Source organism: [Mycobacterium] manitobense (assembly GCF_025821665.1).
GTDB lineage: Bacteria > Actinomycetota > Actinomycetes > Mycobacteriales > Mycobacteriaceae > Mycobacterium > Mycobacterium arseniciresistens.
The window spans coordinates 1-24,217 of record NZ_JACKSJ010000026.1 but is presented as its reverse complement, the minus strand read 5'-3'; the positions used below and the strand labels follow the sequence as shown (position 1 = coordinate 24,217).

Annotated in this window: 27 protein-coding genes; 12 read left to right on the top strand and 15 right to left on the bottom strand. The window is 69.6% G+C overall.

Annotated elements, in window-relative coordinates; genetic code table 11:
- The first annotated feature begins 183 nt into the window (after positions 1–183).
- Genes H7I41_RS04140 through H7I41_RS04125 form a run of 4 tightly spaced genes read left to right on the top strand, consistent with a single transcriptional unit; the run spans position 184 to position 4,234 of the window.
- Positions 184–2,460, top strand: coding sequence for an MMPL family transporter (locus H7I41_RS04140; protein WP_264011296.1), 2,277 nt, complete (start codon positions 184–186; stop codon positions 2,458–2,460).
- On the top strand, positions 2,423–3,157 hold the full coding sequence (locus tag H7I41_RS04135; RefSeq protein WP_372503667.1) for a TetR/AcrR family transcriptional regulator: 735 nt from the start codon (positions 2,423–2,425) through the stop codon (positions 3,155–3,157). The genes H7I41_RS04140 and H7I41_RS04135 overlap by 38 nt, the downstream gene beginning before the upstream one ends.
- Positions 3,141–3,770, top strand: coding sequence for a class I SAM-dependent methyltransferase (locus H7I41_RS04130; protein ID WP_264011294.1), 630 nt, complete (start codon positions 3,141–3,143; stop codon positions 3,768–3,770). The genes H7I41_RS04135 and H7I41_RS04130 overlap by 17 nt, the downstream gene beginning before the upstream one ends.
- A gap of 2 nt (positions 3,771–3,772) precedes the next feature.
- Positions 3,773–4,234 (top strand): SRPBCC family protein, encoded by a 462-nt coding sequence (locus H7I41_RS04125; RefSeq protein WP_264011293.1) that lies wholly within the window; start codon positions 3,773–3,775, stop codon positions 4,232–4,234.
- Here H7I41_RS04125 and H7I41_RS04120 read toward each other — a convergent pair.
- Entirely contained in the window at positions 4,231–4,944 is a 714-nt protein-coding gene (locus H7I41_RS04120; RefSeq protein WP_264011292.1) for an NAD-dependent deacylase, read from the bottom strand. The two genes, H7I41_RS04125 and H7I41_RS04120, sit on opposite strands and share 4 nt — an antisense overlap.
- A 36-nt stretch (positions 4,945–4,980) precedes the next feature.
- Here H7I41_RS04120 and H7I41_RS04115 point away from each other — a divergent pair, with 36 nt between their 5' ends.
- The gene (locus H7I41_RS04115) at positions 4,981–5,346 is read left to right on the top strand and encodes an Rv1152 family transcriptional regulator (protein WP_264011335.1); all 366 of its coding nucleotides are present in this window, start codon (positions 4,981–4,983) and stop codon (positions 5,344–5,346) included.
- 2 nt (positions 5,347–5,348) lie between these two features.
- On the opposite strand, the gene H7I41_RS04110 is transcribed toward H7I41_RS04115, so the two are convergent.
- Both H7I41_RS04110 and H7I41_RS04105 read right to left on the bottom strand, forming a co-directional pair.
- The gene (locus H7I41_RS04110) at positions 5,349–6,188 is read right to left on the bottom strand and encodes a class I SAM-dependent methyltransferase (protein ID WP_264011291.1); all 840 of its coding nucleotides are present in this window, start codon (positions 6,186–6,188) and stop codon (positions 5,349–5,351) included.
- 49 nt (positions 6,189–6,237) lie between these two features.
- Positions 6,238–7,062: a class I SAM-dependent methyltransferase gene (locus H7I41_RS04105; protein WP_264011290.1), complete on the bottom strand. Its 825-nt coding sequence runs from the start codon at positions 7,060–7,062 to the stop codon at positions 6,238–6,240.
- Between the two features lie 31 nt (positions 7,063–7,093).
- Between H7I41_RS04105 and H7I41_RS04100 the strand changes: the two genes are divergently transcribed.
- Positions 7,094–7,537: a PPOX class F420-dependent oxidoreductase gene (locus H7I41_RS04100; RefSeq protein ID WP_264011289.1), complete on the top strand. Its 444-nt coding sequence runs from the start codon at positions 7,094–7,096 to the stop codon at positions 7,535–7,537.
- A 40-nt stretch (positions 7,538–7,577) separates the two neighbouring features.
- Complete coding sequence (locus tag H7I41_RS04095; RefSeq protein ID WP_264011288.1) at positions 7,578–7,787, top strand: DUF5302 domain-containing protein; 210 nt, start codon at positions 7,578–7,580, stop codon at positions 7,785–7,787.
- Positions 7,788–7,836: 49 nt separating this feature from the next.
- Here the strand turns inward: H7I41_RS04095 and H7I41_RS04090 are convergent, their stop codons facing one another.
- From H7I41_RS04090 to H7I41_RS04080, 3 genes are read right to left on the bottom strand one after another with little or no spacing between them, the layout of a single operon-like run.
- Entirely contained in the window at positions 7,837–9,207 is a 1,371-nt protein-coding gene (locus H7I41_RS04090) for an acyltransferase family protein (protein WP_264011287.1), read from the bottom strand.
- Between the two features lie 38 nt (positions 9,208–9,245).
- The gene (locus H7I41_RS04085; protein ID WP_264011286.1) at positions 9,246–10,355 is read right to left on the bottom strand and encodes a DUF1214 domain-containing protein; all 1,110 of its coding nucleotides are present in this window, start codon (positions 10,353–10,355) and stop codon (positions 9,246–9,248) included.
- A complete protein-coding gene (locus tag H7I41_RS04080; RefSeq protein WP_264011285.1) occupies positions 10,352–10,927 on the bottom strand; it encodes a TetR/AcrR family transcriptional regulator in 576 nt (191 codons plus the stop codon). Before H7I41_RS04080 ends, H7I41_RS04085 begins: the two co-directional genes overlap by 4 nt.
- Positions 10,928–11,039: 112 nt before the next feature.
- Here H7I41_RS04080 and H7I41_RS04075 point away from each other — a divergent pair, with 112 nt between their 5' ends.
- Complete coding sequence (locus tag H7I41_RS04075; protein ID WP_264011334.1) at positions 11,040–12,203, top strand: sulfotransferase family protein; 1,164 nt, start codon at positions 11,040–11,042, stop codon at positions 12,201–12,203.
- A gap of 3 nt (positions 12,204–12,206) precedes the next feature.
- On the opposite strand, the gene H7I41_RS04070 is transcribed toward H7I41_RS04075, so the two are convergent.
- The gene (locus H7I41_RS04070; protein WP_308214580.1) at positions 12,207–12,713 is read right to left on the bottom strand and encodes a TetR/AcrR family transcriptional regulator; all 507 of its coding nucleotides are present in this window, start codon (positions 12,711–12,713) and stop codon (positions 12,207–12,209) included.
- A 240-nt stretch (positions 12,714–12,953) separates the two neighbouring features.
- On the opposite strand from H7I41_RS04070, the gene H7I41_RS04065 reads away from it, so the two are divergent.
- Both H7I41_RS04065 and H7I41_RS04060 read left to right on the top strand, forming a co-directional pair.
- A complete protein-coding gene (locus H7I41_RS04065; protein ID WP_264011284.1) occupies positions 12,954–14,510 on the top strand; it encodes an LVIVD repeat-containing protein in 1,557 nt (518 codons plus the stop codon).
- A complete protein-coding gene (locus tag H7I41_RS04060; RefSeq protein WP_264011283.1) occupies positions 14,507–15,127 on the top strand; it encodes a DUF305 domain-containing protein in 621 nt (206 codons plus the stop codon). The genes H7I41_RS04065 and H7I41_RS04060 overlap by 4 nt, the downstream gene beginning before the upstream one ends.
- Before the next feature lie 7 nt (positions 15,128–15,134).
- On the opposite strand, the gene H7I41_RS04055 is transcribed toward H7I41_RS04060, so the two are convergent.
- The 7 genes from H7I41_RS04055 to H7I41_RS04025 form a co-directional block, all read right to left on the bottom strand.
- Positions 15,135–16,370 carry an MFS transporter gene (locus H7I41_RS04055; protein ID WP_264011282.1) on the bottom strand — a complete coding sequence of 412 codons (1,236 nt, stop codon included), beginning with the start codon at positions 16,368–16,370 and terminating at the stop codon, positions 15,135–15,137.
- 114 nt (positions 16,371–16,484) lie between these two features.
- Positions 16,485–18,122, bottom strand: coding sequence for a monocarboxylic acid transporter (locus H7I41_RS04050; RefSeq protein WP_264011281.1), 1,638 nt, complete (start codon positions 18,120–18,122; stop codon positions 16,485–16,487).
- Positions 18,119–18,457, bottom strand: coding sequence for a DUF485 domain-containing protein (locus tag H7I41_RS04045; protein ID WP_264011332.1), 339 nt, complete (start codon positions 18,455–18,457; stop codon positions 18,119–18,121). Before H7I41_RS04045 ends, H7I41_RS04050 begins: the two co-directional genes overlap by 4 nt.
- A gap of 157 nt (positions 18,458–18,614) precedes the next feature.
- Positions 18,615–20,351 (bottom strand): sodium/solute symporter, encoded by a 1,737-nt coding sequence (locus H7I41_RS04040; RefSeq protein WP_264011280.1) that lies wholly within the window; start codon positions 20,349–20,351, stop codon positions 18,615–18,617.
- Positions 20,348–20,722 (bottom strand): hypothetical protein, encoded by a 375-nt coding sequence (locus tag H7I41_RS04035; protein WP_264011279.1) that lies wholly within the window; start codon positions 20,720–20,722, stop codon positions 20,348–20,350. Before H7I41_RS04035 ends, H7I41_RS04040 begins: the two co-directional genes overlap by 4 nt.
- Positions 20,715–21,500 carry a LytR/AlgR family response regulator transcription factor gene (locus tag H7I41_RS04030; RefSeq protein ID WP_264011278.1) on the bottom strand — a complete coding sequence of 262 codons (786 nt, stop codon included), beginning with the start codon at positions 21,498–21,500 and terminating at the stop codon, positions 20,715–20,717. The genes H7I41_RS04035 and H7I41_RS04030 overlap by 8 nt, the downstream gene beginning before the upstream one ends.
- A 7-nt stretch (positions 21,501–21,507) precedes the next feature.
- Positions 21,508–22,710, bottom strand: a complete 1,203-nt coding sequence (locus H7I41_RS04025) for a sensor histidine kinase (RefSeq protein WP_264011277.1) — start codon at positions 22,708–22,710, stop codon at positions 21,508–21,510.
- Positions 22,711–22,748: 38 nt separating this feature from the next.
- Between H7I41_RS04025 and H7I41_RS04020 the strand changes: the two genes are divergently transcribed.
- Positions 22,749–23,327, top strand: coding sequence for an HhH-GPD-type base excision DNA repair protein (locus H7I41_RS04020; RefSeq protein ID WP_264011276.1), 579 nt, complete (start codon positions 22,749–22,751; stop codon positions 23,325–23,327).
- 116 nt (positions 23,328–23,443) lie between these two features.
- On the top strand, positions 23,444–23,590 hold the full coding sequence (locus H7I41_RS04015; RefSeq protein WP_264011275.1) for a DUF1059 domain-containing protein: 147 nt from the start codon (positions 23,444–23,446) through the stop codon (positions 23,588–23,590).
- A 76-nt stretch (positions 23,591–23,666) separates the two neighbouring features.
- Here the strand turns inward: H7I41_RS04015 and H7I41_RS04010 are convergent.
- On the bottom strand, positions 23,667–24,217 hold a 551-nt coding region (locus tag H7I41_RS04010; protein WP_443735550.1), incomplete at its 5' end, for an Rv1157c family protein.

Below are 24,217 nucleotides of genomic sequence, written 5' to 3'. Positions count from 1 at the left end.
CGCAGGCAGGGGCGAAGTGGGCACCCCGAACGGTCCTGGTTTGCCCGATCGGGCCAATCGCGTGCCGTTCCGGGTGGTTCGACCGGGCGCCGGCGGCAATCCGGCGGGCAGGCGTTGACGTCTCGGGTTACCGTTGTTAAGTTAGCGCCGGTAAGTCCACGGATCGGTCGGGAGGACGCGACGATGCTGCAACGGATGGCCGAATTCGCGATCGCCGCGCCCCGCCGGATCCTGGTCATCGCCGCACTCGTGATGGTCGCGGCCGGGATCTTCGGCATCCCGGTGGCCAAGAACCTGTCCGCCGGCGGATTCCAGGATCCGACCTCCGAGTCGGCCAGGGCAACCGCGGTGCTGGTGGACAAGTTCGACCGCGGTGACATGGATCTGGTCATCAGTGTCACCTCAGAGGCGGGCGCGCGAGATTCCGCCGCCCGTGCCGTCGGCGACGACATCGTGCGTGAGCTCGAAGCCTCGCCGAACGTCGGTCAGGTCAGCTCGGCGTGGACCGCGCCGCCCGCCGCGGCATCGGCGCTGGTGAGCGAGGACGGCCGCACCGGCCTGATCGTCGCCGGCATCACCGGCGGCGAGAGCGGCGCCCAGAAACACGCCAAGGCGCTCGTCGAGCAGGTGGTCCACGACCGCGACGGCGTCACCGTGCGGGCCGGCGGCGAGGCCATGACCTACGTGCAGGTCAACGGGCAGAGCGAAAAAGACCTGCTGCTGATGGAGTCGATCGCGATCCCGCTGAGCTTCCTGGTGCTGCTGTGGGTGTTCGGCGGCATGGCCGCCGCCACGCTGCCCCTCATCGTCGGCGCCTTCGCGATCTTGGGCACGATGGCGGCGCTGCGGGCCGTCACCCTGTTCACCGACGTGTCGATCTTCGCGCTCAACCTCTCGATCGCCATGGGGCTGGCCATCGCCATCGACTCCACCCTGCTCATCATCAGCCGGTACCGCGACGAACTCGCCGACGGCGCCGACCGGGACCGCGCGCTGGTGCGCACCATGGTGACGGCAGGCCGCACCGTGCTCTTCTCGGCGATGACGGTCGCGCTGTCGATGCTCGCGATGGTGCTGTTCCCGATGTACTTCCTGAAGTCGTTCGCCTACGCCGGGATCGCCGTGGTGGTGTTCGCCGCGACGGCCGCACTGGTGGTGGCGCCCGCGGCGATCGCGCTGCTCGGTGATCGCATCGACGCCCTCGACGTGCGGCGCGGAATGCGGCGGATCCTGGGCCGGCCCGATCCCGTCCCGCGTCCGGTCGAGCAGACCTTCTGGTACCGCTCGACGAGGTTCGTGATGCGCCGCTCGATCGTCATCGGTTTGGCCGTCGTCACCCTGCTGCTCCTGCTCGGAGCGCCGTTCCTCGGCATCAAGTGGGGGTTCCCCGACGACCGGGTGCTGCCCGAGTCCGCGTCGGCGCGCCAGGTCGGTGACGAGCTGCGCAACGGCTTCGCAGTCGACTCGGCGGCCAACGTCACGGTGGTGCTGCCCGACGCCGCCGGCGTCACACCCGAGGGGTTCGACCGCTATGCCGCCGCCCTGTCACGGGTGCCCCAGGTCGCCTCGGTGTCCGCGCCGGGTGGCGCGTTCGTCGACGGTTCACCGGTCGGGCCGCCTGCGGCATCGACCGGAATGCGGGACGGCGCAGCCTATCTCACCGTGACGAGCGAGGCACCGCTGTTCACCGCGGCATCCGACGCGCAACTCGACGACCTGCACGCGGTGGCCCCACCCGGCGACCGGCCGGTGCAGTTGACCGGTGTCGCGGCGATCAACCGCGACAGCTCGGAGTCGATCACATCGCGGTTGCCGCTGGTGCTCGGCGTGATCGCGGCGGTGACGTTCGTGCTGCTGTTCCTGCTCAGCGGCAGCGTGGTGATACCGCTGAAAGCCCTGCTGCTCAATATCATTTCGCTGTCCGCGGCGTTCGGCGCGCTGGTCTGGATCTTCCAGGACGGTCACCTCGGCGCGTTCGGCACCACCCCGACGGGAACCCTGGTGGCCAACATGCCGGTGCTGATGTTCTGCATCGCATTCGGTCTGTCGATGGACTACGAGGTCTTCCTCGTCTCCAGGATCAGGGAGTACTGGCTGAGATCACCCGGTAGGACGACCGAGGACAACGACGAAGCAGTCGCGCTCGGGCTGGCCCGCACCGGACGCGTCGTCACCGCCGCGGCACTGATCATGTCGATCAGCTTCGCCGCGCTGATCGCCGCGCAGGTGTCGTTCATGCGGATGTTCGGGGTGGGCCTCACCCTCGCGGTGCTGGCCGACGCGACGCTGGTCCGGATGCTGCTGGTGCCGGCATTCATGCACGTGCTGGGCCGGTGGAACTGGTGGGCGCCCGCGCCGCTGGCCCGGCTGCACGAGCGCATCGGGATCAGCGAGTCGGTCCCGGAGCGCCCCGCGGGGGTCGATGACCGGTCGCGGCTCGCCGTGTCGGACACTGGATGACGTGAGCGGGCCGGCCGAAGTGAAGCGTCGCCGGGCCCCTCGCGGGTCCGGTGAGCACCTGCGCGAGGAGATCCTCGACGCCGCCACCGATCTGCTGCTGGAGACCGGCCACGCCAAGGCGGTGTCAATCCGCTCGGTGGCGCAGCGCGTCGGGGTCACCCCGCCGTCGATCTATCTGCACTTCGCCGATAAGGATGCGTTGCTGGACGCGGTGTGTGCCCGCTACTTCGAGAAGCTCGACGAGGAGATGCAGCGGGTGGCGGCCGGTCAGCCGTCCGCGATCGACGTGCTGCGCGCGCAGGGTCTGGCCTACGTCCGGTTCGCCACCGAGACTCCCGAGTTGTACCGGATCGCGACGATGGGGGAGGGCAGACCGGGCAGCGACGTCGACGTGACGCTGAACAGTTCGGCGTTCGTCCATATGCGCGGCTCGATCGAGGAGCTGATCGCCGAGGGCATCTATCCGCCCGGCGACCCCACCATGCTGGCGCTGGAACTGTGGACGGCCGCCCACGGGGTGGCGGCGATGCTGATCTCGCGGCCCTACCTGCCCTGGGGCGACGTCGAGGCGTTCGCCGACCGCGTGCTGCGGGCGGTCTGTTGCGGGCACATCATGTCGACGATCATCGATGTCGAGACGCCACCGCAGCAGACGATCGCCCTGATGAAGGAGATGGCCGATGAGCGACCTCGTTGACAATCCGTTTTTCGCGCGGGTGTGGACCGCGATGTCCGGACACGAACCGGAGACCGTCCGCCGCCTGCGCACCGAGAACCTGGCCGGGTTGACCGGACGGGTGCTCGAGGTGGGCGCCGGCACCGGCACGAATTTCGCGCACTACCCGCCGGGTGTGGCCGAGGTCGTCGCGCTCGAACCCGAGCACCGGCTCGCCGAAACGGCCCGCGAGGCGGCCGCGCAGGCACCCGTTCCGATCACCGTCAGCGGCGACGCCGTCGAGGAGTTCGCCGCCCGCGAACCGTTCGACGCGATCGTGTGCTCCCTGGTGCTGTGCTCGGTCGATGATCCGGACGCGGTTGTGCGACAGCTTTATTCGTTGCTACGGCCGGGCGGCGAGCTGCGCTACATGGAGCACGTCGCGGGCACCGGGATGCGGGCGCGGCTGCAGCGGATCGCCGACGCGACGGTCTGGCCGCGGCTGCTCGGCAACTGCCACACCCACCGCGACACCGAGTCGTCGATCACGCGGGCGGGCTTCCGCGTCGACGACGCGCGGCGCGAGTGGGTGCTGCCGTCCTGGGCGCCGCTGCCGGTCGCTGAGGTGGCACTGGGCCGGGCGGTCAGGGACTGACCGTGAGCTGGTGGCGCGCGAGCTCGGAGTGGACGCTGACCGAGTTCGTGCCCACCGATCCCGCGACGATCCGAGCCTTCTACACGGACCTGCAGAACCTGAAGGCGGTCCATCCGCTGATCCTGACGGTGCGCGAGATCGCTCCCGGGCGTTGGCGCGTGCAGGAGCGAAACGCCTTCGGACCACTGGCAATTCGCATGTGGTACTCGGTGCAAATGGACGTCGACGTCGACGGCGACGTAATCGGCGACTCGCAGGCGCACCTCGGTGTGCGACTCCGTGACGTCGTGAGCTTCGAGGCCGTCGACGGCGGCACCGAAGTCGTCGAACGGTTGCGGCTCGTCGCGCCGCGCCCGTTGATCGGCTATGCGCACCGCGAAGCGGTGAAGGCCCACGAGGAGATGCTCGCGGGCATGCGACGCCACTTCGAGCAGCGGCCCGCCCAGCCGCCCACGACGACCTAACCCAGCAGCTGCGGCAGCCGCTGCAACAGGTTGGGCAGCGCGCCGGCCGCCGACTCGCGCAGGCTGACGGTCGCGGCGTCGGACAGCGGCGTGCGCTCCGGGTTGACCTCCACCACCGCCGTGCCGTTGGCCAGCGCCAGCTCGGGCAACCCGGCGGCCGGGTAGACGATCGACGACGTGCCCACCACGATCACCACGTCCGCGGCTGTCACCGCCGCCACCGACCGCTGCCATGCGTCTTCGGGCAGCGCCTCGCCGAACCACACCACGTTCGGGCGGATCAGCCCGCCGCACGGGCACTGCGGCGGGTCCACCGACTCCACCGGTTCGGGCATCGCGGGCAGCACGCCCTCGAACTGCCCGCCGCACGCCGCACAACGGAACTCGAACAGACTGCCGTGCAGGTGGTAGACGTTGCGGCTGCCCGCCCGCTCGTGCAGGTTGTCCACGTTCTGGGTGACGACGTGCACGTCGGCGTAGTCCTGCCACGCCGCGACCGCGCGGTGGCCGTTGTTCGGTTCCACCGCGTCCATCATGTGGTGGCGCCACAGGTACCACGCCCACACCTTCTCGGGCTGATTCGCCCAGCCGTGAGCGCTGGAGATCTCGTAGGGGTCGACCTTGGCCCACAGGCCCGTCTCGACGTCGCGGAACGTCGGCACGCCGCTCTCGGCCGAGATGCCTGCCCCGCTGAGCACCGTCACCTGCACATGACCAAAGTAGCGGCTGTGAGCAATACTGGGCACGTGGCCGAATTGGGGGATTGGGTGCGGATCGACGCGCAAGCAGCACGGCCACTCTTCGACCAGCTCAGGCAGCAGATCATCGACGGTGTCCGTGAGGGCAGGCTGCCGCCGGGCACCCGGTTGCCCACCGTGCGGGAACTCGCCGGTCAGCTCAACCTCGCCGTCAACACCGTGGCTCGCGCCTACCGCGAACTGGAAACGGCGGGCATCCTCGAAACCCGGGGCCGGTTCGGCACATTCGTCGCGAGGGTGGATCCCGCCGACACCGCGATGGCGACCGCGGCGCACACCTTCGTGGCGGCGGCGCGGGCGCTCGGCGTCGACAAGACCGAGGCGCTGCGCTACGTCGAATCGGCCTTCGACTAGCGCTAGCCGAACTCGAGCAGCGTGGTCACCGGGCGCACCGAGTCGAACGCCGGGAGTCGCTGCGCCGTCCAGGCCAGCGCATTGAACAGCCGCCCGCGGCCCTCCGGGATCGGCACGTCGTGCACCGCGCGCACGCCCGGCACGGTGTCGGCCAGTTCCGCGGCCTGCGACACCGTCAGGCTGAACGGCATGGGCGGCACCTTGTAGCGCCGCGACGTCCGCATACCCCGGCGGGTGATCGCGGCGAACCACGGCGGCGGCAGGTCGAACATCATCTGGCCGCCGGGGAACCGGGTGGCGCAGGCGTTGATCAGCCCCATCGCGTCCGACGGCGGCAGGTACATCAACAGGCCCTCGGCCGTGATGAACACGCCGTCGGAGTCGTCCACGGCGTCCATCCAGGAATAGTCCAGCGCCGACTGGGCCAGCATCCGCACCCGGTCAGACGGCGGGAGCAGCTTCTCGCGCAGCGCGATCATCGGCGGCAGATCGACGGTGAGCCAGCGGAACTCATTGCCCACACCCGCGGCGTCGAGGCGGTGGAAGCTGGTCTGGAACCCCTCGGCGAGGGCCACCACCGTCGCCTTCGGGTGGTCGAGGAGATAGCGGCGGGTGTAGGTGTCGAAGGTCTTCGCGCGCAGCGCCATGTCCTGGCGGCGGGTGAAGCCGAACTTGGCGAAGTCGAAGTCGATCGAGTCGACGAGTCGGACGGCCATCGGATCGTCGATCAGGGAGTCGGGTCGCCTGGCCTCGTGTGCCCGCACCTGCAGGGTCAGCAGGGCGGTCTCCGAGACGTCCTTCAGTGCGCTGGCGTCGACCTTGGCGGGGGGTGTACCTGTCACCTACGCGAATGTACCCACCGCAACACTGCGCCCAGCGTGACGCAGCGGCTCACCCGCCGAACTCGAGCAGGGTGATGCTGGGCCGGTTGCGGCGGTGGAACCCAAGCCGGTCCAGGGACGGCCAGAACAGCACGTTGAAGAGTCCGCGACCGCGCGGCATGGCGATGTCGCGGGCCGCGCGCACGCCGGGGACGCGTCCGGGCAGGGCGACGCCTTCGTCGGCGGTGAGCGCGAACGGCATCGGGGGTGTGACGTAGCGGTCCGACAGCCGCAGGCCCTTGAGCGTGCGCCTGCTGAGCCAGTGCGGGATCGAGTCGAACATCATCTGTCCGCCCGGGAAGCGCGCCGCGCAATCGCGAAGGAGGTCGAGCACGTCGCCGGGTTCGAGGTACATCAGCAGGCCCTCGGCGGTGATGAACACTCCCCGCGACGCGTCGACCCGATCCATCCAGCTGCGGTCGAGCGCCGACTGGGCCAGCTCGACGATCCGGTCGTCGCGCGGCAGCAGCTGTTCGCGCAGGGTCATCACCGGGGGCAGATCGACCGAGTACCACGTCACCTCGTCGGCGACGCCGAGGCGGTCCAGGCGCCAGAAGCTGGTCTGCAGGCCTTCGGCGAGCGCCACCACCGATGCGCCAGGGCGGGTGCGCAGATAGTCGGCGGTCGCGTCGTCGAACGCGCGGGCCCGCAGCCCGTGCGACTGGTTGGGCCTTCCGAATTTGCGGTAGTCGTAGTCGATGGCGTCCAACAGTGTCACCGCCCACGGATCGCGGATCACGCCGTCGGACCTCTTGGCCTCGGAGCCGCGGTTGTGCAACGTCCACAGGGTGGTGGCCGAAACGCCTTCGAGAGTGTTGCCGTCGATCGCCGTCATCCGATCGATGGTAAAGACGTAGGCTCGCTCCATGGTCCGTCAGGTGTTCGACGACAAGCTGTTGGCGCTGATCGCGAACAACTCGCTGGGCGTGCTGGCCACCATCAAGCGCGACGGCCGGCCACAGCTGTCGAACGTCAGCTACCACTTCGACCCGCGCGCGCTCGTCGTGTCGGTCTCGATCACCGAACCGCGGGCCAAGACCCGCAATCTGCGCCGCGACGCCCGAGCCTCGCTGCACGTCAGCTCCGACGACGGGTGGTCGTACGCGGTGGCCGAGGGCACCGCGGCGCTGACCGCACCGGCCGCCGACCCCCGGGACGACACCGTCGAGGCACTGATTGCCCTGTACCGCAACATCGCCGGGGAACATCCCGACTGGGACGACTACCGGCGGGCGATGGTGGACGATCGGCGGGTGCTGCTGACACTGCCGATCTCGCATGTCTACGGCATGCCGCCGGGACGGCGGTAAACCTCGCGACGGCGGCGGGCGGGCACGCTACGCTGCGCTCATGGCTGACGAACCGGTAACCGAGAGCAACGGCGAAGCGACCGGAGCCGCCGCACCGGACGACGACACCAGGCAGAAATTCCGCGAAGCACTCGAACGCAAGAAGGCGAACGCGGGCGGCGGGGCAGCGCACAAGGACGGCGGCCGCAAGCAGCCAAGGGCGCACGGCCCGCAGGAGAGCCGTAGGGAGTTCCGCCGCAAGAGCGGTTAGACCCGCTGACCTACTCGTCGAGAGTGCGGTCAGTGCGACGATCCGGCGGTCAGATCGCCGTGACCGCACGCTTGGTGACACGCGGCAAGCTCACCGCCGCGTCATTGGCCAGCCCGCGGGCGCCCACCAGCGCGACCAGCATCACCGCGACGCACCACAGGCCCAGATCCTTGAGCCCCCAGCCGACCGAGGCCAGGGTGGCGGCGCCGGCCACGCAGAGCAGCGCACCGACCGCGGCGCTGCGCGGCCCCGGCCGCGACACCAGGCCGCCGTCCCACAACGGAAGCGGATCGTTCTCCAGCGGGCGCAGCGTCACGAAGGCCAGGCCGATCAGCCCCGCCATGACCGCCAGCTGAACCACCGACAGCAGGACGAAACCGTCTGCGGCCGGGTCGAACCGGGGCATGCCGAGGTGATCGAACACCAAATGCATGGCCAGCAGCGCCGGCATGTGCCACAGGTAGAGCGTCATCGCCCCCGAGTTGCCGATCGCGGCCAGCCACCACACCCGGGGCCGCTGCGCCCACCGGTTGATGGCGGGAGCGGCGGCGATCGCGAACGCGCACATCATGATCGCGTGTCCGGCCAGCAGCAGCGAGGGCGGTGTCATGTTCTTCAGCTGCTGGGTCTCGATGCCGACCAGGCTCAGCTCGTAGGGGCCGCACCACAGCAGCGCCAGGTTCACCCCGAGCATCGCCATGCCGACACCCAGTGCGGTGCGGCCGTCGAGCAGGCGTCGCCGGTAGGCCACCCCGAGCATGCCGGGGATGAGCCAGGCCGCCATGTTCAGGTACGACACCAGCTTCGGCATCTCCAGGTTGATGCGAAGCACGTCGATCGCCGCGACGAACGCGTAGGCGCCGATCACCGCCGCCGCCAGCCTGGCCGTGGTGGTGATGTGGGTGAGCAGCGGGACGGCGGCCAGCACGAGCACGTAGGCGCCGAGGAACCAGAGCAGTTGGATGCTGATCCCGGCGATCGGTTCGTAGACGTGTTCGGGCAGCACCACGCGCAGTGTCACCAGGGCGACGCCCCAGAACGCCAGGTAGTAGAACACCGGGCGGTACAGCCGGGTGCAGCGGCGCAGCAGCCAGTTGCCCCAGGACGTCCCGGCTTTCCAGGAGTCCACGCACGCCGCAACCCCCGCGAAGAAGAACAGCGGCATGATCTGGAACACCCACGTGAGCGCCTGGAACACCGGCGAGGCGGTGAGCAGGTTGTTCCAGATGAAGACGTCGTCGCGGATGGTGCTGGTGGCCATCACGGTGTGGCCGAGGACCACGCCGACGAGGGCGGTGATGCGGATGACGTCGATGGCCCGGTCGCGGGTGGCGGGGGTGCCGGCGGCGACCTCGGCGGGGGTGGGGAATCCCGCGGGCAGGAGCGACGCGACCCGGGACTCAGACATGCGTTCTGGCATGCGAAAACGGTATGCCGCGACCGGCTAGGTAGTGCTACTCAAATTTCTGTCGGGGCGTCCGCCGCCTTGACCAACCGCACCTGCGGCCGGGCAGGCACCTCGTCGGCCAGGAACCACCGGAATGCCAGGTTGCCGCGCGGATAGCCGAGCGTGGTAACGGAGTTCGGGTGCGGTGTGCTGCCGGGTGAGACGACGATCGTCACCGAGCCGTCGGCGTTGGGCACCGCGGTGTGACCGTTGATCGAACTTCGTGCGTCGGCCACTCCCGGGGTGGCCATGAACTGGTTCCACACCACGAGGTTCCAGAACCGGCACGGCGGCGGGCGGTGGGTGATCACGAGGGCCTCGTCGTCCTCGAGCACGAAACTTCCGTAGGCATAGCAGGCGTCGCGCGCCGACCAGCCGAAGTTGGCGTCGGGAACCTGGTATGGGTCGGCGAATTCGTTTGCCACCGAGGCAATCTCGTGACCGTGCGAGAGGGCGTCGTCGGTGCGCACACCGACGGCCAGCGGCAGGATGGCGAACATCGTCCGCAGCCAGGCCGCCGAGGCGCGCAGCGCCGATGCGGTCTCGGCGTCGCCGTGTCGGAACGGCGGTGGCTCGTCGAGCGCCTCGATCTCCCAGCGCACCGGTCGGCCGGTGCGCGGATCGGCCTGGTAGTCGCGGGTCATCAGTACCGCGGCGTCGGGGGCCGGGCCGAAGTCGAAGGTGAAGTCGCCGTCGGGGGTGAACTCGAGGTCGTCGTCGCGCACGATCGCCACGATGCGGTCCGACCATGCGCCCGGCGCGGGTTCGTTGTACGCGGTCACCGAGAAGTAGACGCTGTCGCCGCGGTTGCCGCTGATGCGGTAGCGGCGCTGCGGGTCGACGGGGCACATGAAGTAGTAGGCGTCGGTGTTGTCGCCGCCCCACCGCCGGTCGGGGCGCGACGGTGAGTTCACCTCGAGCCAGCGCGGTCGGGCGGGGTCGGCGAAGAGGTAGGTGTCGAAGGCCACCCCCAGCGTCGTCGCGAGCATCCGGTAGCCGTCGGCGATGTGGCGGTCGTCGGTGACCGCACGGTCGCCCTCGAGGAAGGTGCGGTCGAGGCTGCCCAGCGTGTCGAGCAGTTCGCGCCAGGCGGCGGTGGACTCGTGGGTGCTTCCGGTCATGCGCTGATGCCTTTCGTGATGAGGGTGGCGGTGCGTTCGACCCAGGCGGCGTCCAGGAGGGCGCCCCGGCTCAGCAAGGCCAGCAGGGTGATGCCGGCGATCGCTTCGGTGAGGTCGCCGGCGGCCACGTCGGGCCGGGCCTCGCCGCGGGCGGCGGCGTCGGCCAACCGTTCGGACAGCCCCCGGCCGAGGATGTCGCCGAACCGCTCGAGCAGCGCGGTGTGCAGCGTGGGGTCGGCGGCCATCTCGCCGATCAGGCCGGGCAGTGCCGCCTGTGCGGCGGGGGTGGTGAGCACTGCGGCCGTGCGGCGCACCATTTCCCGGACGTCGTCCGGCAGAGACCCGGTGGCGGGCAGTTCCACCGCGGCGTCGAGCGGGAAGGCCGCTTCGTGCACCAGGTGAGCCTTGCTCGGCCATCGTCGGTAGATGGCCGGCTTGCTGGTGCCCGCCCGGCGTGCGATCGCGTCGACCGACAGCGCCGCGTAGCCGGTACGGCCGAGCAGGTCGACGGTCGCCTCGAGGACCGCGGTGTCGATGCGGGGATTCCGGGGGCGACCCAGGTCTGTCGTCATTACGTAACTCAGAGTAACATAACTCGCTGTGAGCGACACCACAGGCGCAGTCGTCCAGCTCGACGACCTCGCCCACCCCCGGTTCAGCGCCGACGCGCAGCAGATCCGCGACATGATGGCGATGATGGCGGCGGACTGCCCGCTGGACGCGGCCGCGCTGCACGCCAAGGCCAGTGCCGAGACCGGGCTGCACGACTTCGGCGCCGACGACTACCGGGACCGTCTCGATGTCTATCTCGCTGCGCTGCAAGAGATCTCCGGGTTACACGGTCCCGGGGTGGTCAACTTCCACGTCATGCTCGTGCAGCTGCTGAAGAACCGGCTGCTGCTCAACGACCTGCTGAACCGCCATCCCGAGATCCACGACATCGAACTGCTGCCGCCGGTGGTGATCGCCGGCCTCCCGCGAACCGGCACCACCCATCTGCACAATCTGCTGGCAGCGCCGACCACCTTCCGCACGATGCCGTACTGGGAGAGTGTCGAGCCATTCCCGATGCCGGGTGAGCAGGGCGTCGAACCCGATCCCCGCCGGCTGCGGATGGACGCCGCCGTGACCGTGATGGACGTCGTGATGCCGCACTTCCGGCTGATGCACGAGATGACCACCGACCACGTGCACGAGGAGATCCAGCTGCTGGCCAACGACTTCTCGACGATGCTGTTCGAGACGATGGCCGACGTGCCGCGCTGGCGCGACCACTATCAGCGTCACGATCAGGGCCCGCACTACCGTTATCTCGCAACGCAGTTGAAGGCGATGCAGTACCTGCGCGGCGGCAGGCGCTGGCTGCTCAAATCGCCGCAGCATCTCGAGCAACTACCGGTGCTGGACCGGATCTTCCCCGGCGCGGTGGTGGTGTGCACGCACCGCGATCCGGTGCCGGTGGCACTGTCGATGATCGCGATGATCACCTATTCGGCACGGATGCACCGCGATCCGGTCCCGGTGCACGACACGGCGGCGATGTGGGTCGAGCGGCTGGAACAGATGCTCGCGGCACTGATCCGGGATCGCGACCTGCTCGGACCGGATTGCTCGATCGACGTCCGGTTCGACGACTTCATGGCCGACGAGATGCGCGTCGCCGATGCGGTGTACGCGCTGGCCGGAGAACCGCTGACCGACGAGGCGCGCGCGGCGATGGCCGGCTACCTCGACGGGCATCAGCGAGGCCGGCTCGGCCGGATCTCGACGTCGTGGCAGGACTTCGGCATCGACGAGGAGGAGTTGCGAGAGCGGTTCGCGCCGTACGTCAGTCGGTTCCTGTCCTGATCGTCACGCCAGGTCGCTGCTCTGGAGTATCTGGCGGATCAGCCGGTCGAGATGGGCGGCGTCGGAGACGACGGAATAGCCGTTGACGAAGCTGGTCATCACACCGCTGATGAACGTCAGGACGGTGACGGCCCGCTCCTCGATCACGCTGTCCGGCACGTCGGGATCGTCGTACCACTGCGCGATCACATCGCGAGCCAGGGCATAGAAGCGTATGCCGTAGTTGCGGAACGTCTCGTCGAGCTCGGGATCCTGGCGGGCACTGAGGACGATCTCGAATCGTGCCCGCGTCCGCGTCAGATACGGCTCGGTGCCCGACAACATCACCAGCTGGGCCAGCCCGAGGGTGCCCGAGTAGCCGCCGGCCTCGTCATGACCCAACTCCGCCATCAGCGACAGGTCGGCGACATCCAGCTCGGTGATGCGGTTGCCGATGGCCAGCAGCAGAGCCTTGCGGGTGCGGAAGTAGAACGACGTGGTGCCCGCCGGGACGCCGGCATGCCGGTCCACGCGCGGATGGCTCAGACCGCGCGAGCCCTGGGTGCCCAGTAGGGCGATACCCGCGTCGGCGAGGTCCCGCCGGCGCTGCGGTGCGTCGTACTTCCTGCGTGCTGCGATGTTTCGAGTCTATTGCAGCGCGGTCCCAGCCGACCTGCGAGTCGCTGCGGCGGACGGCAATTGTCACTTGCGACAGATATCCATTCTTCGCATTATGTTCTCTAATAGATTAGAGAATGTTACGTTCCGGTCATGGGGAGATGTGTTCCGGCGGGGGAGGGCCGCTGGATCGGCGGGCGGGCGCTCGAGCGGGTCCTCGTGGTCATGACGGTGCTGATGATGCTCATCGGGGCCGGCGGGACGAACGCCTGGGCGACGCTTCCCCCGGGCTTCGACGAGTCGAAGGACATCTGGCCGACGTCGGTGCCCGCGGCCACGTGCCGTCCCGGGGACCGCACCGAGACCGGCCTGCAGGGCGAGGTGCCGCTCGCCGACCGCGACTCCCGCCGCAGCACCGAGGGATACCACTGCAACATCGACCTGCTCGGCCAGTTCCAGGGGCCGGGCGCCGGGTGGACCAGCGCGTCGTACAAGAACTGCGTCTACATCGGGTCGACGTTTCCTCGCACCCAGGGCGTGCAGGTGCTCGACGTCTCGGATCCGACGAATCCGCGGCCCACGGCGATGCTCAGCGAGCCGGCGATGGTGAACGGCACCTGGGAGTCGCTGAAGGTCAACGAAGCTCGGGGCCTACTGGCCGGCACCGGGGTGCCCTTCGTGATGGGGCTGGGCTACATCTCGATCTACGACATCTCCACCGACTGCGCGCATCCGCGCCTGCTGAACCTCGGGCGCGGTTCGCTGCCCGGCGTGCGGATCCCGATGCTGACCCACGAAGGGGGATTCTCGCCCGACGGGAACACCTACTGGGCCTCGGGGCAGATGTGGGCCAGCGCGGTCGACATCGCCGATCCCGCGAACCCGGCCGTGGTGTGGAGTGCGCCCGCCGGATTCGCCAGCCACGGCATGGAATTCACCCCCGACGGCGACACCATGTACATGTCCACCGCCCAGGGGCTCAACATCCTGGACACCTCGGCGATCCAGGACCGGGTGGCGCCCGGCACGACCATGCACCAGCTGTTGCCGCTGCGCGGTTACAAACACTGGCGGGACGGCTTGATCAGCCAGCACAGCATCTACGTGACCTATGCCGGTACGCCGCACCTGTTCAACGTCGACGAGTTCGGCTCCGGCGGTGTCAAGGTCTTCGACGCCGCCGACCCCGCCGACCTCCGGCTGAAGAACACCGTCAAGCTCGAGATCAACCTGCCGCAGAACCTCGACACGTGGGCCGCGACCGCCTCCAGCAGCGGCGCCTTCGGCTACGAGTCGCACTACTGCGCGGTGGACCGACGGGAGAATCCGCAGGCGCTGGCATGCGGGTGGACGCAGTCCGGCATCCGGGTTTTCGACGTCCGCGATCCCGAGAACATCAGAGAAATCGCCTATTTCAACCCACCCGCGCAGACCGGCAAGAACGACCGGCTGCCCAACTCGCAGCACGTCCGGTTCGGCGGCATCATCGTTCCGCCCGCCAGCGGTGCGATCGCCATCGCCCAGGCCATCCTCAACGGGCAGATCAACGGCAACGACATCATCCGGGACGGCCGCATCATCGGGCTCGACCTGTCGGCCGACTGGTGCATGTCGCCGCCGGAGTTCCGCGGCAACATGCTCTTCGTGTCCTGCTCGGACAACGGCTTCATGGCGTTGCGGCTCGACCCCGCCGTGTACCCGCCACGATGACGCGGAGGGTCGTGGTGCGGATCGTGGCGCTGCTCGCCGCGGCGGCGCTCGGCGGTGCAATCGTGCTCGCGTACCGCCAGCCACCGCCGCGCCCGGTGCTGATGACGGCCGTCGACATCGGCTTCGCCCAGGACATGTCGGCGCATCACCAACAGGCGGTCACCATGTCCGACATGCTCGTCGGCGACGTCGGGCCCGACGTGCGGGCACTCGCCGAGCAGATCCGCTTCACCCAGCTCACCGAGATCGGGCAGATGACCGGTTGGCTTCAGCTCGTCGACGCACCGCCTGCGGCGACCACCCCGATGGCGTGGATGGGCCACGACGGACACGACCATCCCGGTGACGCACCGACGGCGATGCCCGGGATGGCCTCACCCGTCGAGCTCACCCGGCTGCAGCGCAGCACCGGCCGCGACAACGAGGTGCTGTTCCTGCAACTGATGGTGCGCCATCACCAGGGCGGAATCGACATGGCGTCATACGTCGTGCGGCAGACCGCCACCGACCCGGTACGGCGGGCCGCCGCGGTGATGATCAACGAGCAGGCGCAGGACATCCAGGTGATGACGACACTGCTCGCGCATCGGGACGGCGCGCCGCTGCCCTATCCGTGACGACGGTTCAGCCGGCGTACGTGCTCGACCTCATCCGTCGCTCCTGGGCGAGGATCGCGAGCAGGCAGACCGCGGCCAGTGCGGCCACCGCGATCGCGAAACTCAATCCCGCGGTGCGCAGGCCGAGGTGCTGGGCGGCCAGGCCCTCGCCCACCACCGGCACCGAGATCGCGACATAGGCGACCACGAAGTAGGTGGAGCTGACTTCGGCGCGCCGGTCGGGCGGGGTGCGTTCGGCGACGGCGGCCAGCCCGCGGCTGAAGCTGATGCCCTGACCGACGCCGGACACCACCGCGGCGGCGAGCAGTCCCGGCAGCGACGAAAACGCCAGCGCCACAGCGAGGATGACCATGCCGGCGAACAGGATCACGCAGCCGAGGGCGACGGCCCGCTGCGGTGCGGTCCGGCGGGCCACCACCTGCGCCACCGCCGACGCCGCGAAGATCGAGCACGCGATCGCACCCGCCACCGCGTGGTTGTCGATACCCACCACGCCGGCCAGGAACGACGGGGCGACCGCGGTGAACAACCCGGTGACGGCGAACCCCGCGAAGGCCGCCAGTGCGGCCACGACGAACACCGCCCGCGTCTCCGGGGGCACGGACAGCCGCTGCACGCCGATCCGTCCGGCCCGACTCGACGTCTCCGGCACCACGTACACCGCGATCCCGGCGAGTACAGCCATCGCGATGTGGACGACGAAAGCCAGGTGCAACGGCTGCGGCGCGTACTGCACGAGCAGCCCGGCCAGCAGCGGGCCGAGGCCGAGGCCGCCGATGTTGGCGACGGTCGCCACGGCGGCCGCCCGGTCGCGCCAGCGCGGCGGCGCGGCCTCGATCACCGCCGCGGTCGCGGTGCCGGTGAAGATGCCCGCCGACAGTCCGGACAGCACCCGGCCGACCAGCAGCACCGCCACCGAGTCGGCGACCAGGAACACCGCGGCGCTGACCAGGGCGAACACCACGCCCGCCAGCAGCATCGGGCGTCGGCCGATCGCGTCGGACCAGCGGCCGAAGGTCAGCAGCGCGAACAGCACGCCGCCGGCATAGGTGGCGTAGATGACGGTGGTCGTGAGCACCGCGAAGTGCATGCGCTCGGCGTAGAGCGCGTACATCGGCGTGGGCAGCGTGGTGCCCACCATGATCGCGGCGAAGGCGTAGGCCAGCAACGGGAGGGCGAAGCGGCCGGCCGTCGGCGTGGAGTCGGTGGGGGCAGACGGCACCGCCGGCGCGTTGTCAGACATATCTGATGACAGCGACGCCGACGGCCCCGGTTATTCCGTTCGTGTGCACGGAACTGCATTCCCGGTGACCAAGCGACTCGCTTGATCGCCGGGAATGCAGTTCCGGCGCGGTGGTCAGTGCGACACGGCCTTCTCCGCGCCGATGCCGGTGAGCGACCGCACCTCCATCTCTGCGGCGACCTCGCGGCCCTCGTCGTCCGGCGAGGTGAGGGTGCCCACGATGCCGAGCACGAACGCCAGCGGGATGGAAACGATGCCCGGGTTGGCCAGCGGGAAGAACGCGAAGTCCACGCCGGGCAGCATCGCCGTCTTGGCTCCGGACACCGCGGGGGAGAAGACGATCAGCACGATCGTCGAGAGCAGGCCGCCGTACATGCTCCACAGCGCGCCGCGGGTGTTGAACCGGCGCCAGTACAGCGAGTACACGATGGTCGGCAGGTTGGCCGCCGCCGCGACGGCGAAGGCCAGCGCCACAAGGAAAGCCACATTCTGGCCGTTGGCGAGGATGCCGAGTCCGATGGCGAGCACGCCGAGAACCACCGCGGTGATGCGTGATACCCGTACCTGCTCCGCCTCGGTCACCGGTGCCTTGCCGGGACCCCCTCTCAGCACACTGGCGTAGATGTCGTGTGCGAATGACGCCGACGCGGTGATCGTCAGCCCCGCCACAACTGCGAGGATCGTCGCGAAGGCGACCGCCGAGATGACGCCGAGCAGGATCACCCCGCCCAGTTCGAACGCCAGCAGGGGAGCGGCGGAGTTGACTCCGCCCGGGGCACCCAGGATGCGGTCCGGTCCGACGATCGCCGCTGCGCCGTAACCCAGTGCCAACGTGAACAGGTAGAACGCGCCGATGAGTGCGATCGCCCAGACCACCGACCGGCGCGCCTCTTTGGCCGTCGGCACGGTGTAGAACCGCATCAACACGTGTGGCAGGCCCGCGGTGCCGAGCACCAGGGCGAGCGCGAGTGAGATGAAGTTGATCTGACTCGTCAGCGATCCGCCGTACTGGGCGCCGGGAGCGAGCACGTCGCGGCTGGCGACGCCCTCGGTGGTCGCACCGGAGATGGCGGCCTGAGCCGAGCCGAGGATTTCGGAGAAGTTGAACCCGAACTCGACGAACACCATCACCGTCATCACCCCGGCGCCGGCGATCAGCAGGACGGCCTTGATGATCTGCACCCACGTGGTGCCCTTCATGCCGCCGACCAGGACGTAGACGATCATCAGGATGCCGACGACGGCGATCACCAACGCCTGCCCGCCCTTGTCGCTCACGTTCAGCAGCAGCGCGACCAGGCCACCAGCGCCGGCCATCTGGGCCAACAGGTAGAACAGTGACACCGTCAGCGTCGTCGTCGCGGCCGCCACCCGGACCGGCCGCTGCTTGAGCCGGAAGCTCAGCACGTCGGCCATCGTGAATTTGCCGGTGTTGCGCAGCAGTTCGGCGACCAGCAGCAGGGCCACCAGCCAGGCGACCAGGAAGCCGATCGAGTACAGGAAGCCGTCGTAGCCGTAGACGGCGATGGCGCCGGCGATGCCGAGGAAGCTTGCCGCCGACAGGTAGTCACCGGCGATGGCGATGCCGTTCTGCGGCCCGGTGAACCCGCGGCCACCGGTGAAGAACTGGTCGGCGGTGCGGTTGTTGCGGCTGGCCCGGATCACCACGACCAACGTGATCGCCACGAACAGGGCGAAGATGCCGATGTTGGCGGCGGTGTTGCCAACGGCCTCGGCGGCGAGGACGGTCACTTGAGCTCACCTTCCAGTTCGGTGCGGATCTTCGTGGCGCGGGGGTCGAGTTCCCGGTTGGCGAAGCGCACGTAGATTCCGGTGATCAGGAAGGTGGTGAGGAACTGCCCGAGGCCGACGATCAGCCCGACGTTGATGTTGCCCCACACCCGGGTGGCCATGAAGTCGTGCGCGAAGGCGCCGAGCACGACGTAGAGGCCGTACCAGATGAGGAAGAACGCGGTCATCGGGAACACGAAGCGGCGCAGCCTGCTTCGTAGCTCCTGGAATTCCGGACTTGCTTGGACCTCGAGATACCGCTGGCCGCTGATGGCGGCCGCGGGATCCGAGGGCATGGTCTCGGGCACGGTGACTCCTGACCTCGTGTGTGTGAACCGGCTCATCGGCGAAGCTAGCTGAGATGTGGGTCACATACCCGTCTTTCCCGCAGGTCACACGGCGAGGACGGGGTCGGCTGCGGTGAGCGGTCGATCGGCCACGACGAACGGCGGCTCAGCCGCGGGGCACCCGTTCGATGCCCATCCCGAGTCGTTCCGGGACGTGCATGCGGGCGAAGATCTGTGCCACGTCGCGCGGTGCGCCGCGGCGGTCGCAGAGGCTGACGGCGATCATCGTCGCGAAGGCCAGCGGCACGCTCACGGCAGCGGGATAGCCGGTCACCACCGCTGGCCAGCCGCCCAGTGCCTGTTCGTCGACGGCGCCGGTGATCGCGAGGGTGACCGCCGTCCCGGACACCAGCCCGCCGACCACCAGCCCGCAGGCTGCCCCCAGAGCGGTCAGTCCGCGCCACCAGATGCCGAGCACCAGCAGAGGACACAGCGTGGAGGCGGCCACCGCGAACGCCAGCCCGACGCTGCGGGACAGTTCAAGGCCGGAGGTGATGAGCGACAACGGGATCGGGATCACGCCACCGACCAGTGCGGCGACGCGGAAGTCACGCACCCGGCCGCGCAGCACGTCGGTGGCCAGGGCGCCGGCGATGCTGACCAGCAGCCCCGACGAGGTCGCCAGGAATGCGGCTATCGCCCCGGCCGCCACCAGCGCGGCGAGCAGTTGTCCGCCCGGCCCGCCGACGGCCGCGCCGGGTGCGAGCAGCACGGCGGCGTCGGCGGTTCCGGTGATGAGCAGCTGCGGCACGTACAACCGGGAGAACACCCCGAGCAGGGTCGGGAACAGATAGAACAGCGACAGCAGCGCGATGACGGCCAGCGCGGTCCGGCGCGCCGCCCGGCCGTCGGGATTCGTGTAGAAGCGCACCAGCACGTGCGGCAGGCCCATGGTGCCGAGGAACGTCGCGATGATGATCGACACCACCTGGTACAGCGGATGACGCCCGCCGAGACCACCGCCGGAGGCCAGCCACTCCGAGCCCGCGCCGGGGGTGCCCGCGACCACGGGGGTGGGCGTTCCGGCGGCGAGGGTCAGCGTGCTGCCCGCGCTCAGGGTGTGCTCGCCGGATGTGCCGATCGCGGCGTCGGCCACCTGTTTCCCGTCGAGGGTGCCGGCGACGGTGATCCCGGCCGGCGCGGCGACCTGCACCACGACGTCGGTCTCGATCGCCACGGTGGTGTCCTGCTGCACGGTCGGCGGCAGCGGCCCACCGAGTTCGCCGCCGCCGGTGAAGAACAACCCGGTGAGCGCCAGCGCGGGGATTGCGACGGCGGTCAGCTTCAGCCAGTACTGGAACGCCTGAACGAAGGTGATCGACCGCATGCCGCCTGCGACCACGTTGGTCACGACGATCGCGCCGACGACCAGCGGCCCGATCCAGACCGGAACGCCGAGAAGCGTTCTCAGTGCCAGCCCGGCGCCCTGGTACTGCGGCACCAGGTAGAACACGCAGATCACCACGACGGTGAGCATCGCTATCTTCCGCAGCCGGGCCGAGCCGAGGCGGAACTCCGCGAAATCGGGCACCGTGTAGGCGCCCGAGCGGCGCAACGGGGCCGCCACGAACAGCAGCAGCCCGAGGTAGCCGGCGGTGAAGCCGACGGGGTACCACAGTGCGTCGGCGCCGTACTTGGCGATCAGGCCCGCGACGCCGAGAAACGATGCCGCCGAAAGGTACTCACCGGAGATGGCCGCGGCGTTCCACTGCGAGCCGACGCTGCGCGACGCGACCAGGAAGTCGGAGGTGGTGCGCGAGAACCGGACTCCGTACGCACCGATCGCGATGGTGGCCAGCGCCGAGACGAGCAGTGCGGCCGCGGTCAGCGGGGAGCCGGTCACGGTTCGCTGTCGACGACGCGCACGAAGTCCCGCTCAGCCTGTTCGGCCAACCGCACGTAGAGGCGGCCGACACCGTAGAGCAGCGGGTAGGCCAGCACCGCGAGGATGAGCCAGTTGGCCCGGACACCCGCCACGTCGACGTCGGCGAGGCCGGGGAAGGAGCTGTTCACCACGACGATCGCGGTGACGGCGGACATCACCACGGCGGCCAGCCGCAGCGCAAGGCCCAACTGCGCCCGCACCAGGCCGCGCACCAGTGCGTCGCCGACCTGGGTCTGCTCCTGCACCTCGACGCGGGTGCGCACCATGCGTGCGCCGCGGCGGTGGGCCAGCACGACGCGCTCGCGCTGGGGCCGGTCGGGGCTACTCATCGCCAGCCAGCGGTTTGAGATGACGCATCGGATCGCGGACCACGCGGTCGCGCAGTTCCCGGGCCTGACGCCGGCTCACCGGGAGTTCGACGGCGGGCGACGCGCCATTGGCGCGCAACCGCACCAGCACCGCACCGTCGGCGGTGCGCAGCCCGGTCACCAGCCGCAGCGCCACCAGGTAGGAGCGGTGGATGCGCTGGAAACCGAAGTTGCGCCACTGTGTTTCGAGAGTGCTCAGGGGGATTCGCACCAGGTGCGAGCCGGATGCCGAGTGCAGCCGCGCGTAGTCACCGTCTGCCTCCACCCACCCGATGCTCTCGCGCGGCACCAGGTGGGTGACGCCACCCACCTCGGCAGGGATGACGTCGGACTCCGGCGCCGCCGCGGCCTCCGCGGACGCGGGTTCGGCGGATCGCGCAGCCACGACGCGGCGCACCGCCTCGTCGAGGCGTTCCTGGCGGATCGGCTTGAGCAGGTAGTCGACGGCGCCGACGTCGAACGCGGCGACCGCCTGGTCCTCGTGCGCGGTGACGAACACCACCGCAGGCCGGTGTGCGAAGTTGGCGAGCACACCGGCGAGTTCGATGCCGGACAGTCCCGGCATGTTGATGTCGAGGAAGATCGCGTCGATGGTGCGTTGGTTGAGTTCCCGCAGTGCCGAGGTGGCGTCGGCGGCGCTGTGCACCTCGGCGATGCCGGGATGGCGGCCGAGCAGGTAGGCCAGTTCGTCGCGGGCGGGTGCCTCGTCGTCGACGGCGAGCACCGTCAGGCCGGTCATCTGACCTTCACCCGAACGCTCCTCCGCCGGCCCGGACACCGGACCGGAACTTCGGCACCCGCATCATCACCTTGGTGCCCGCACCGATCGCGGTTTCGACCACCAGACCGTAATCGTTGCCGAACGCCGCCCGCAGGCGATGATCCACATTCGTCAGGCCGACGTGCGCCGACTCGGTGGTCGCCGCGTTGAGCGCGTCGCCCGAGCCCGCCCTCAGCGCTGCGGGATCCATTCCGGCGCCGTCGTCTTCGATGGTGATGACGCAGTCCGACCCCTCGTCGCGGGCGATGATCTCGACCGAGCCGCCGGCCTGACCGGCCAGGCCGTGTCGCACCGCGTTCTCCACCAGCGGCTGCAGCGCCAGGAACGGCACGACGACGTTAAGCACCTCCGGAGCCACCTGCAGGCGGACGTCCAGCGCAGTGCCGAACCGGGCGCGCTCGAGTGTCAGATACCGGTCGATGTTGCGGAGCTCGTCGGCCAGCGTGGTGTACGGGCCCGCCGCGCGGAAGGAGTAGCGGGTGAAGTCGGCGAACTCGAGGATCAGCTCGCGGGCCCGGTCGGGATCGGTGCGCACGAACGAGGCGATCGTGTTGAGTGCGTTGTAGATGAAGTGCGGGCTGATCTGGGCACGCAGCGCGAGCACCTCGGCGCGGTCGAGCCGGGCCCGCGACGCGTCGAGCTCGGCGAGTTCGAGCTGGCTGGCCGCATACCGGGCGACCTCACCGACAGCGCCGAGCAGGCCTGGGCCCGGCGTGCGGGTGGTCACCACGACCAGGACGCCGAGCACGTCGCCGTCCTCGGCCAGCAACGGCTGGGCCACCACCGCCGATGTCCGGCCGGCCTCGAGCACCCGGCGCTCACCGGAGATGGACTGCGCCGCCGTGCGTTCGCAATCGTCGACGACGTCGGCCGTCCACACCGGTTCGTCGGCGGGGTCGCGGGCCAGCAGGTCACCGTCGCGGCCGAACAGTGCGACGCCGTCGGCGCCGGTCAGGCCGCGCAGGAAAGGCGCCGACGTCTGAGCGGACTCGGTGTCGAGGCCCTGTCGCAGGGCGCGGGCCGCAAGCGACGCGGTGTGCAGCGCGGCGTGCACCGCGCGTTCGGTCGGGGTGGCCACGACGCGGCGCGTGCGCACCACCGCGACCGCGGCGGCGACCGCCGCCAGCAGCAGGACCGCCGCCAGCACCAACGCGAGCTCGCCAGACATGTCACCTCACCAGCCTCTGGTCACCTTAGACTGGCGCCGTGCCGAAACTGCAGCTTGTTCAGGATCCGGCGGCCGACGCTCTGCTGGAGGCCAACCCCTTCGCCCTGCTGGTCGGCATGCTGCTCGATCAGCAGATCCCGATGGAGGTCGCCTTCGCCGGGCCGAAGAAGCTCGCCGACCGGCTCGGCGGCCTGGACGCCCGCCAGGTCGCCGAGTACGACCCGGAGGCGTTCGCCGCACTGTGCGCCGAACGCCCTGCGGTGCACCGGTTCCCGGGGTCGATGGCCAAGCGGATCCAGGCGCTGGCGCAGGTGATCGTCGACCAGTACGACGGCAACACCGCCGCGCTGTGGATCGATGGCGATCCCGACGGCGCCGAGGTGGCGCGCCGGCTGAAGGGACTGCCCGGGTTCGGCGACCAGAAGGCGCGCATCTTCCTCGCGCTGCTGGGCAAGCAGTACGGCGTGACGCCGAAGGGTTGGCGCGCGGCGGCGGGTGACTACGGGAAGGCGGGCTCGCACATGTCGGTCGCCGACGTCACCGACGCCGGCTCGCTGGAGCGGGTGCGTTCGTACAAGAAGCAGGCGAAGGCGGCGGCCAAGGCCGCGAAGGCCTGACTATTTCCGCGAGACTGCGCACAGGGTCGTGGCGCGCCCCGGCTGACAGCCCTGGGCGCAGTTTCGGCGTCGCCCATCCCGACATGCCCGGTGATGCATGTGTGCAGAATGGACCCATGAAGACACATCTGAGTTGCCCGTGCGGGGAAGCCATCACCGGTAAGGACGAGGACGACCTGGTCGAGAAGGCTCAGGCCCACCTCAGCGAGGCGCATCCTGGTCGCGACTACGACCGCGACGCCATCCTCTTCATGGCCTACTAGACCACCCGAGAGACGGAATTCCCGGTCGTCGAGCACGCTCGACGGCCGGGAATTCCGTTTCGTACCAGGGTCAGGGTCAGGGCACGACCGTCGACCCGATGGTCGGCATGAACTGGCACTGCTTCTCGGTGGTGGTGATCTGACCGAAGATCGTCGACATGATGCTGCCCGACCCGGTGTCGGCGATCGCCGTCATCGTCGTCGGCCCCTGCGGGTTGATGTCGGCGTGCGGCTTGAGCGTTGCACTCCCGGACTTGCCGGTGGTCAGGTTGACCCAGGTGACGTTGAGCGGCAACGCCTGCTCGGCCGCGGGTCCGGGCGTGCCGACCGCGGTGAACACGTAGGCGGTCTGCCCCGGGCCCGGCCCCGGTGTCGGGATCTTCGCCGGCCCGGCCACCGAGATCGCCGTCGCGAGAACGTTTCCGCCGTCCTTCGTGCACCCGTTGCTGATCGATGGGTACATGAAGTCCTGTGTCGGCGGGCTGTCCGGGCTGAAGGTCGGCGCGCCGCCCGGTGCAGGTGCCGGAGCCGGCGCGGCGCCTTCCGGTGCGGGCGCAGGAGCCGGTCCCGCCGGTGCCGGAGCCGGAGCGTTTGCAGCCGCCTCGGGAGCCGGAGCCGGAGCCGCCT

Coding starts and splice junctions, on each gene's coding strand:
- H7I41_RS04140 (WP_264011296.1), top strand. CDS start 184: ATGCTGCAACGGATGGCCGAATTCGCGATCGCCGCGCCCCGCCGGATC.
- H7I41_RS04135 (WP_372503667.1), top strand. CDS start 2,423: ATGACCGGTCGCGGCTCGCCGTGTCGGACACTGGATGACGTGAGCGGG.
- H7I41_RS04130 (WP_264011294.1), top strand. CDS start 3,141: ATGAGCGACCTCGTTGACAATCCGTTTTTCGCGCGGGTGTGGACCGCG.
- H7I41_RS04105 (WP_264011290.1), bottom strand. CDS start 7,062: ATGACGGCGATCGACGGCAACACTCTCGAAGGCGTTTCGGCCACCACC.
- H7I41_RS04100 (WP_264011289.1), top strand. CDS start 7,094: ATGGTCCGTCAGGTGTTCGACGACAAGCTGTTGGCGCTGATCGCGAAC.
- H7I41_RS04095 (WP_264011288.1), top strand. CDS start 7,578: ATGGCTGACGAACCGGTAACCGAGAGCAACGGCGAAGCGACCGGAGCC.
- H7I41_RS04090 (WP_264011287.1), bottom strand. CDS start 9,207: ATGCCAGAACGCATGTCTGAGTCCCGGGTCGCGTCGCTCCTGCCCGCG.
- H7I41_RS04085 (WP_264011286.1), bottom strand. CDS start 10,355: ATGACCGGAAGCACCCACGAGTCCACCGCCGCCTGGCGCGAACTGCTC.
- H7I41_RS04080 (WP_264011285.1), bottom strand. CDS start 10,927: ATGACGACAGACCTGGGTCGCCCCCGGAATCCCCGCATCGACACCGCG.
- H7I41_RS04075 (WP_264011334.1), top strand. CDS start 11,040: ATGATGGCGATGATGGCGGCGGACTGCCCGCTGGACGCGGCCGCGCTG.
- H7I41_RS04065 (WP_264011284.1), top strand. CDS start 12,954: ATGGGGAGATGTGTTCCGGCGGGGGAGGGCCGCTGGATCGGCGGGCGG.
- H7I41_RS04060 (WP_264011283.1), top strand. CDS start 14,507: ATGACGCGGAGGGTCGTGGTGCGGATCGTGGCGCTGCTCGCCGCGGCG.
- H7I41_RS04055 (WP_264011282.1), bottom strand. CDS start 16,370: ATGTCTGACAACGCGCCGGCGGTGCCGTCTGCCCCCACCGACTCCACG.
- H7I41_RS04045 (WP_264011332.1), bottom strand. CDS start 18,457: ATGCCCTCGGATCCCGCGGCCGCCATCAGCGGCCAGCGGTATCTCGAG.
- H7I41_RS04035 (WP_264011279.1), bottom strand. CDS start 20,722: ATGAGTAGCCCCGACCGGCCCCAGCGCGAGCGCGTCGTGCTGGCCCAC.
- H7I41_RS04030 (WP_264011278.1), bottom strand. CDS start 21,500: ATGACCGGCCTGACGGTGCTCGCCGTCGACGACGAGGCACCCGCCCGC.
- H7I41_RS04025 (WP_264011277.1), bottom strand. CDS start 22,710: ATGTCTGGCGAGCTCGCGTTGGTGCTGGCGGCGGTCCTGCTGCTGGCG.
- H7I41_RS04015 (WP_264011275.1), top strand. CDS start 23,444: ATGAAGACACATCTGAGTTGCCCGTGCGGGGAAGCCATCACCGGTAAG.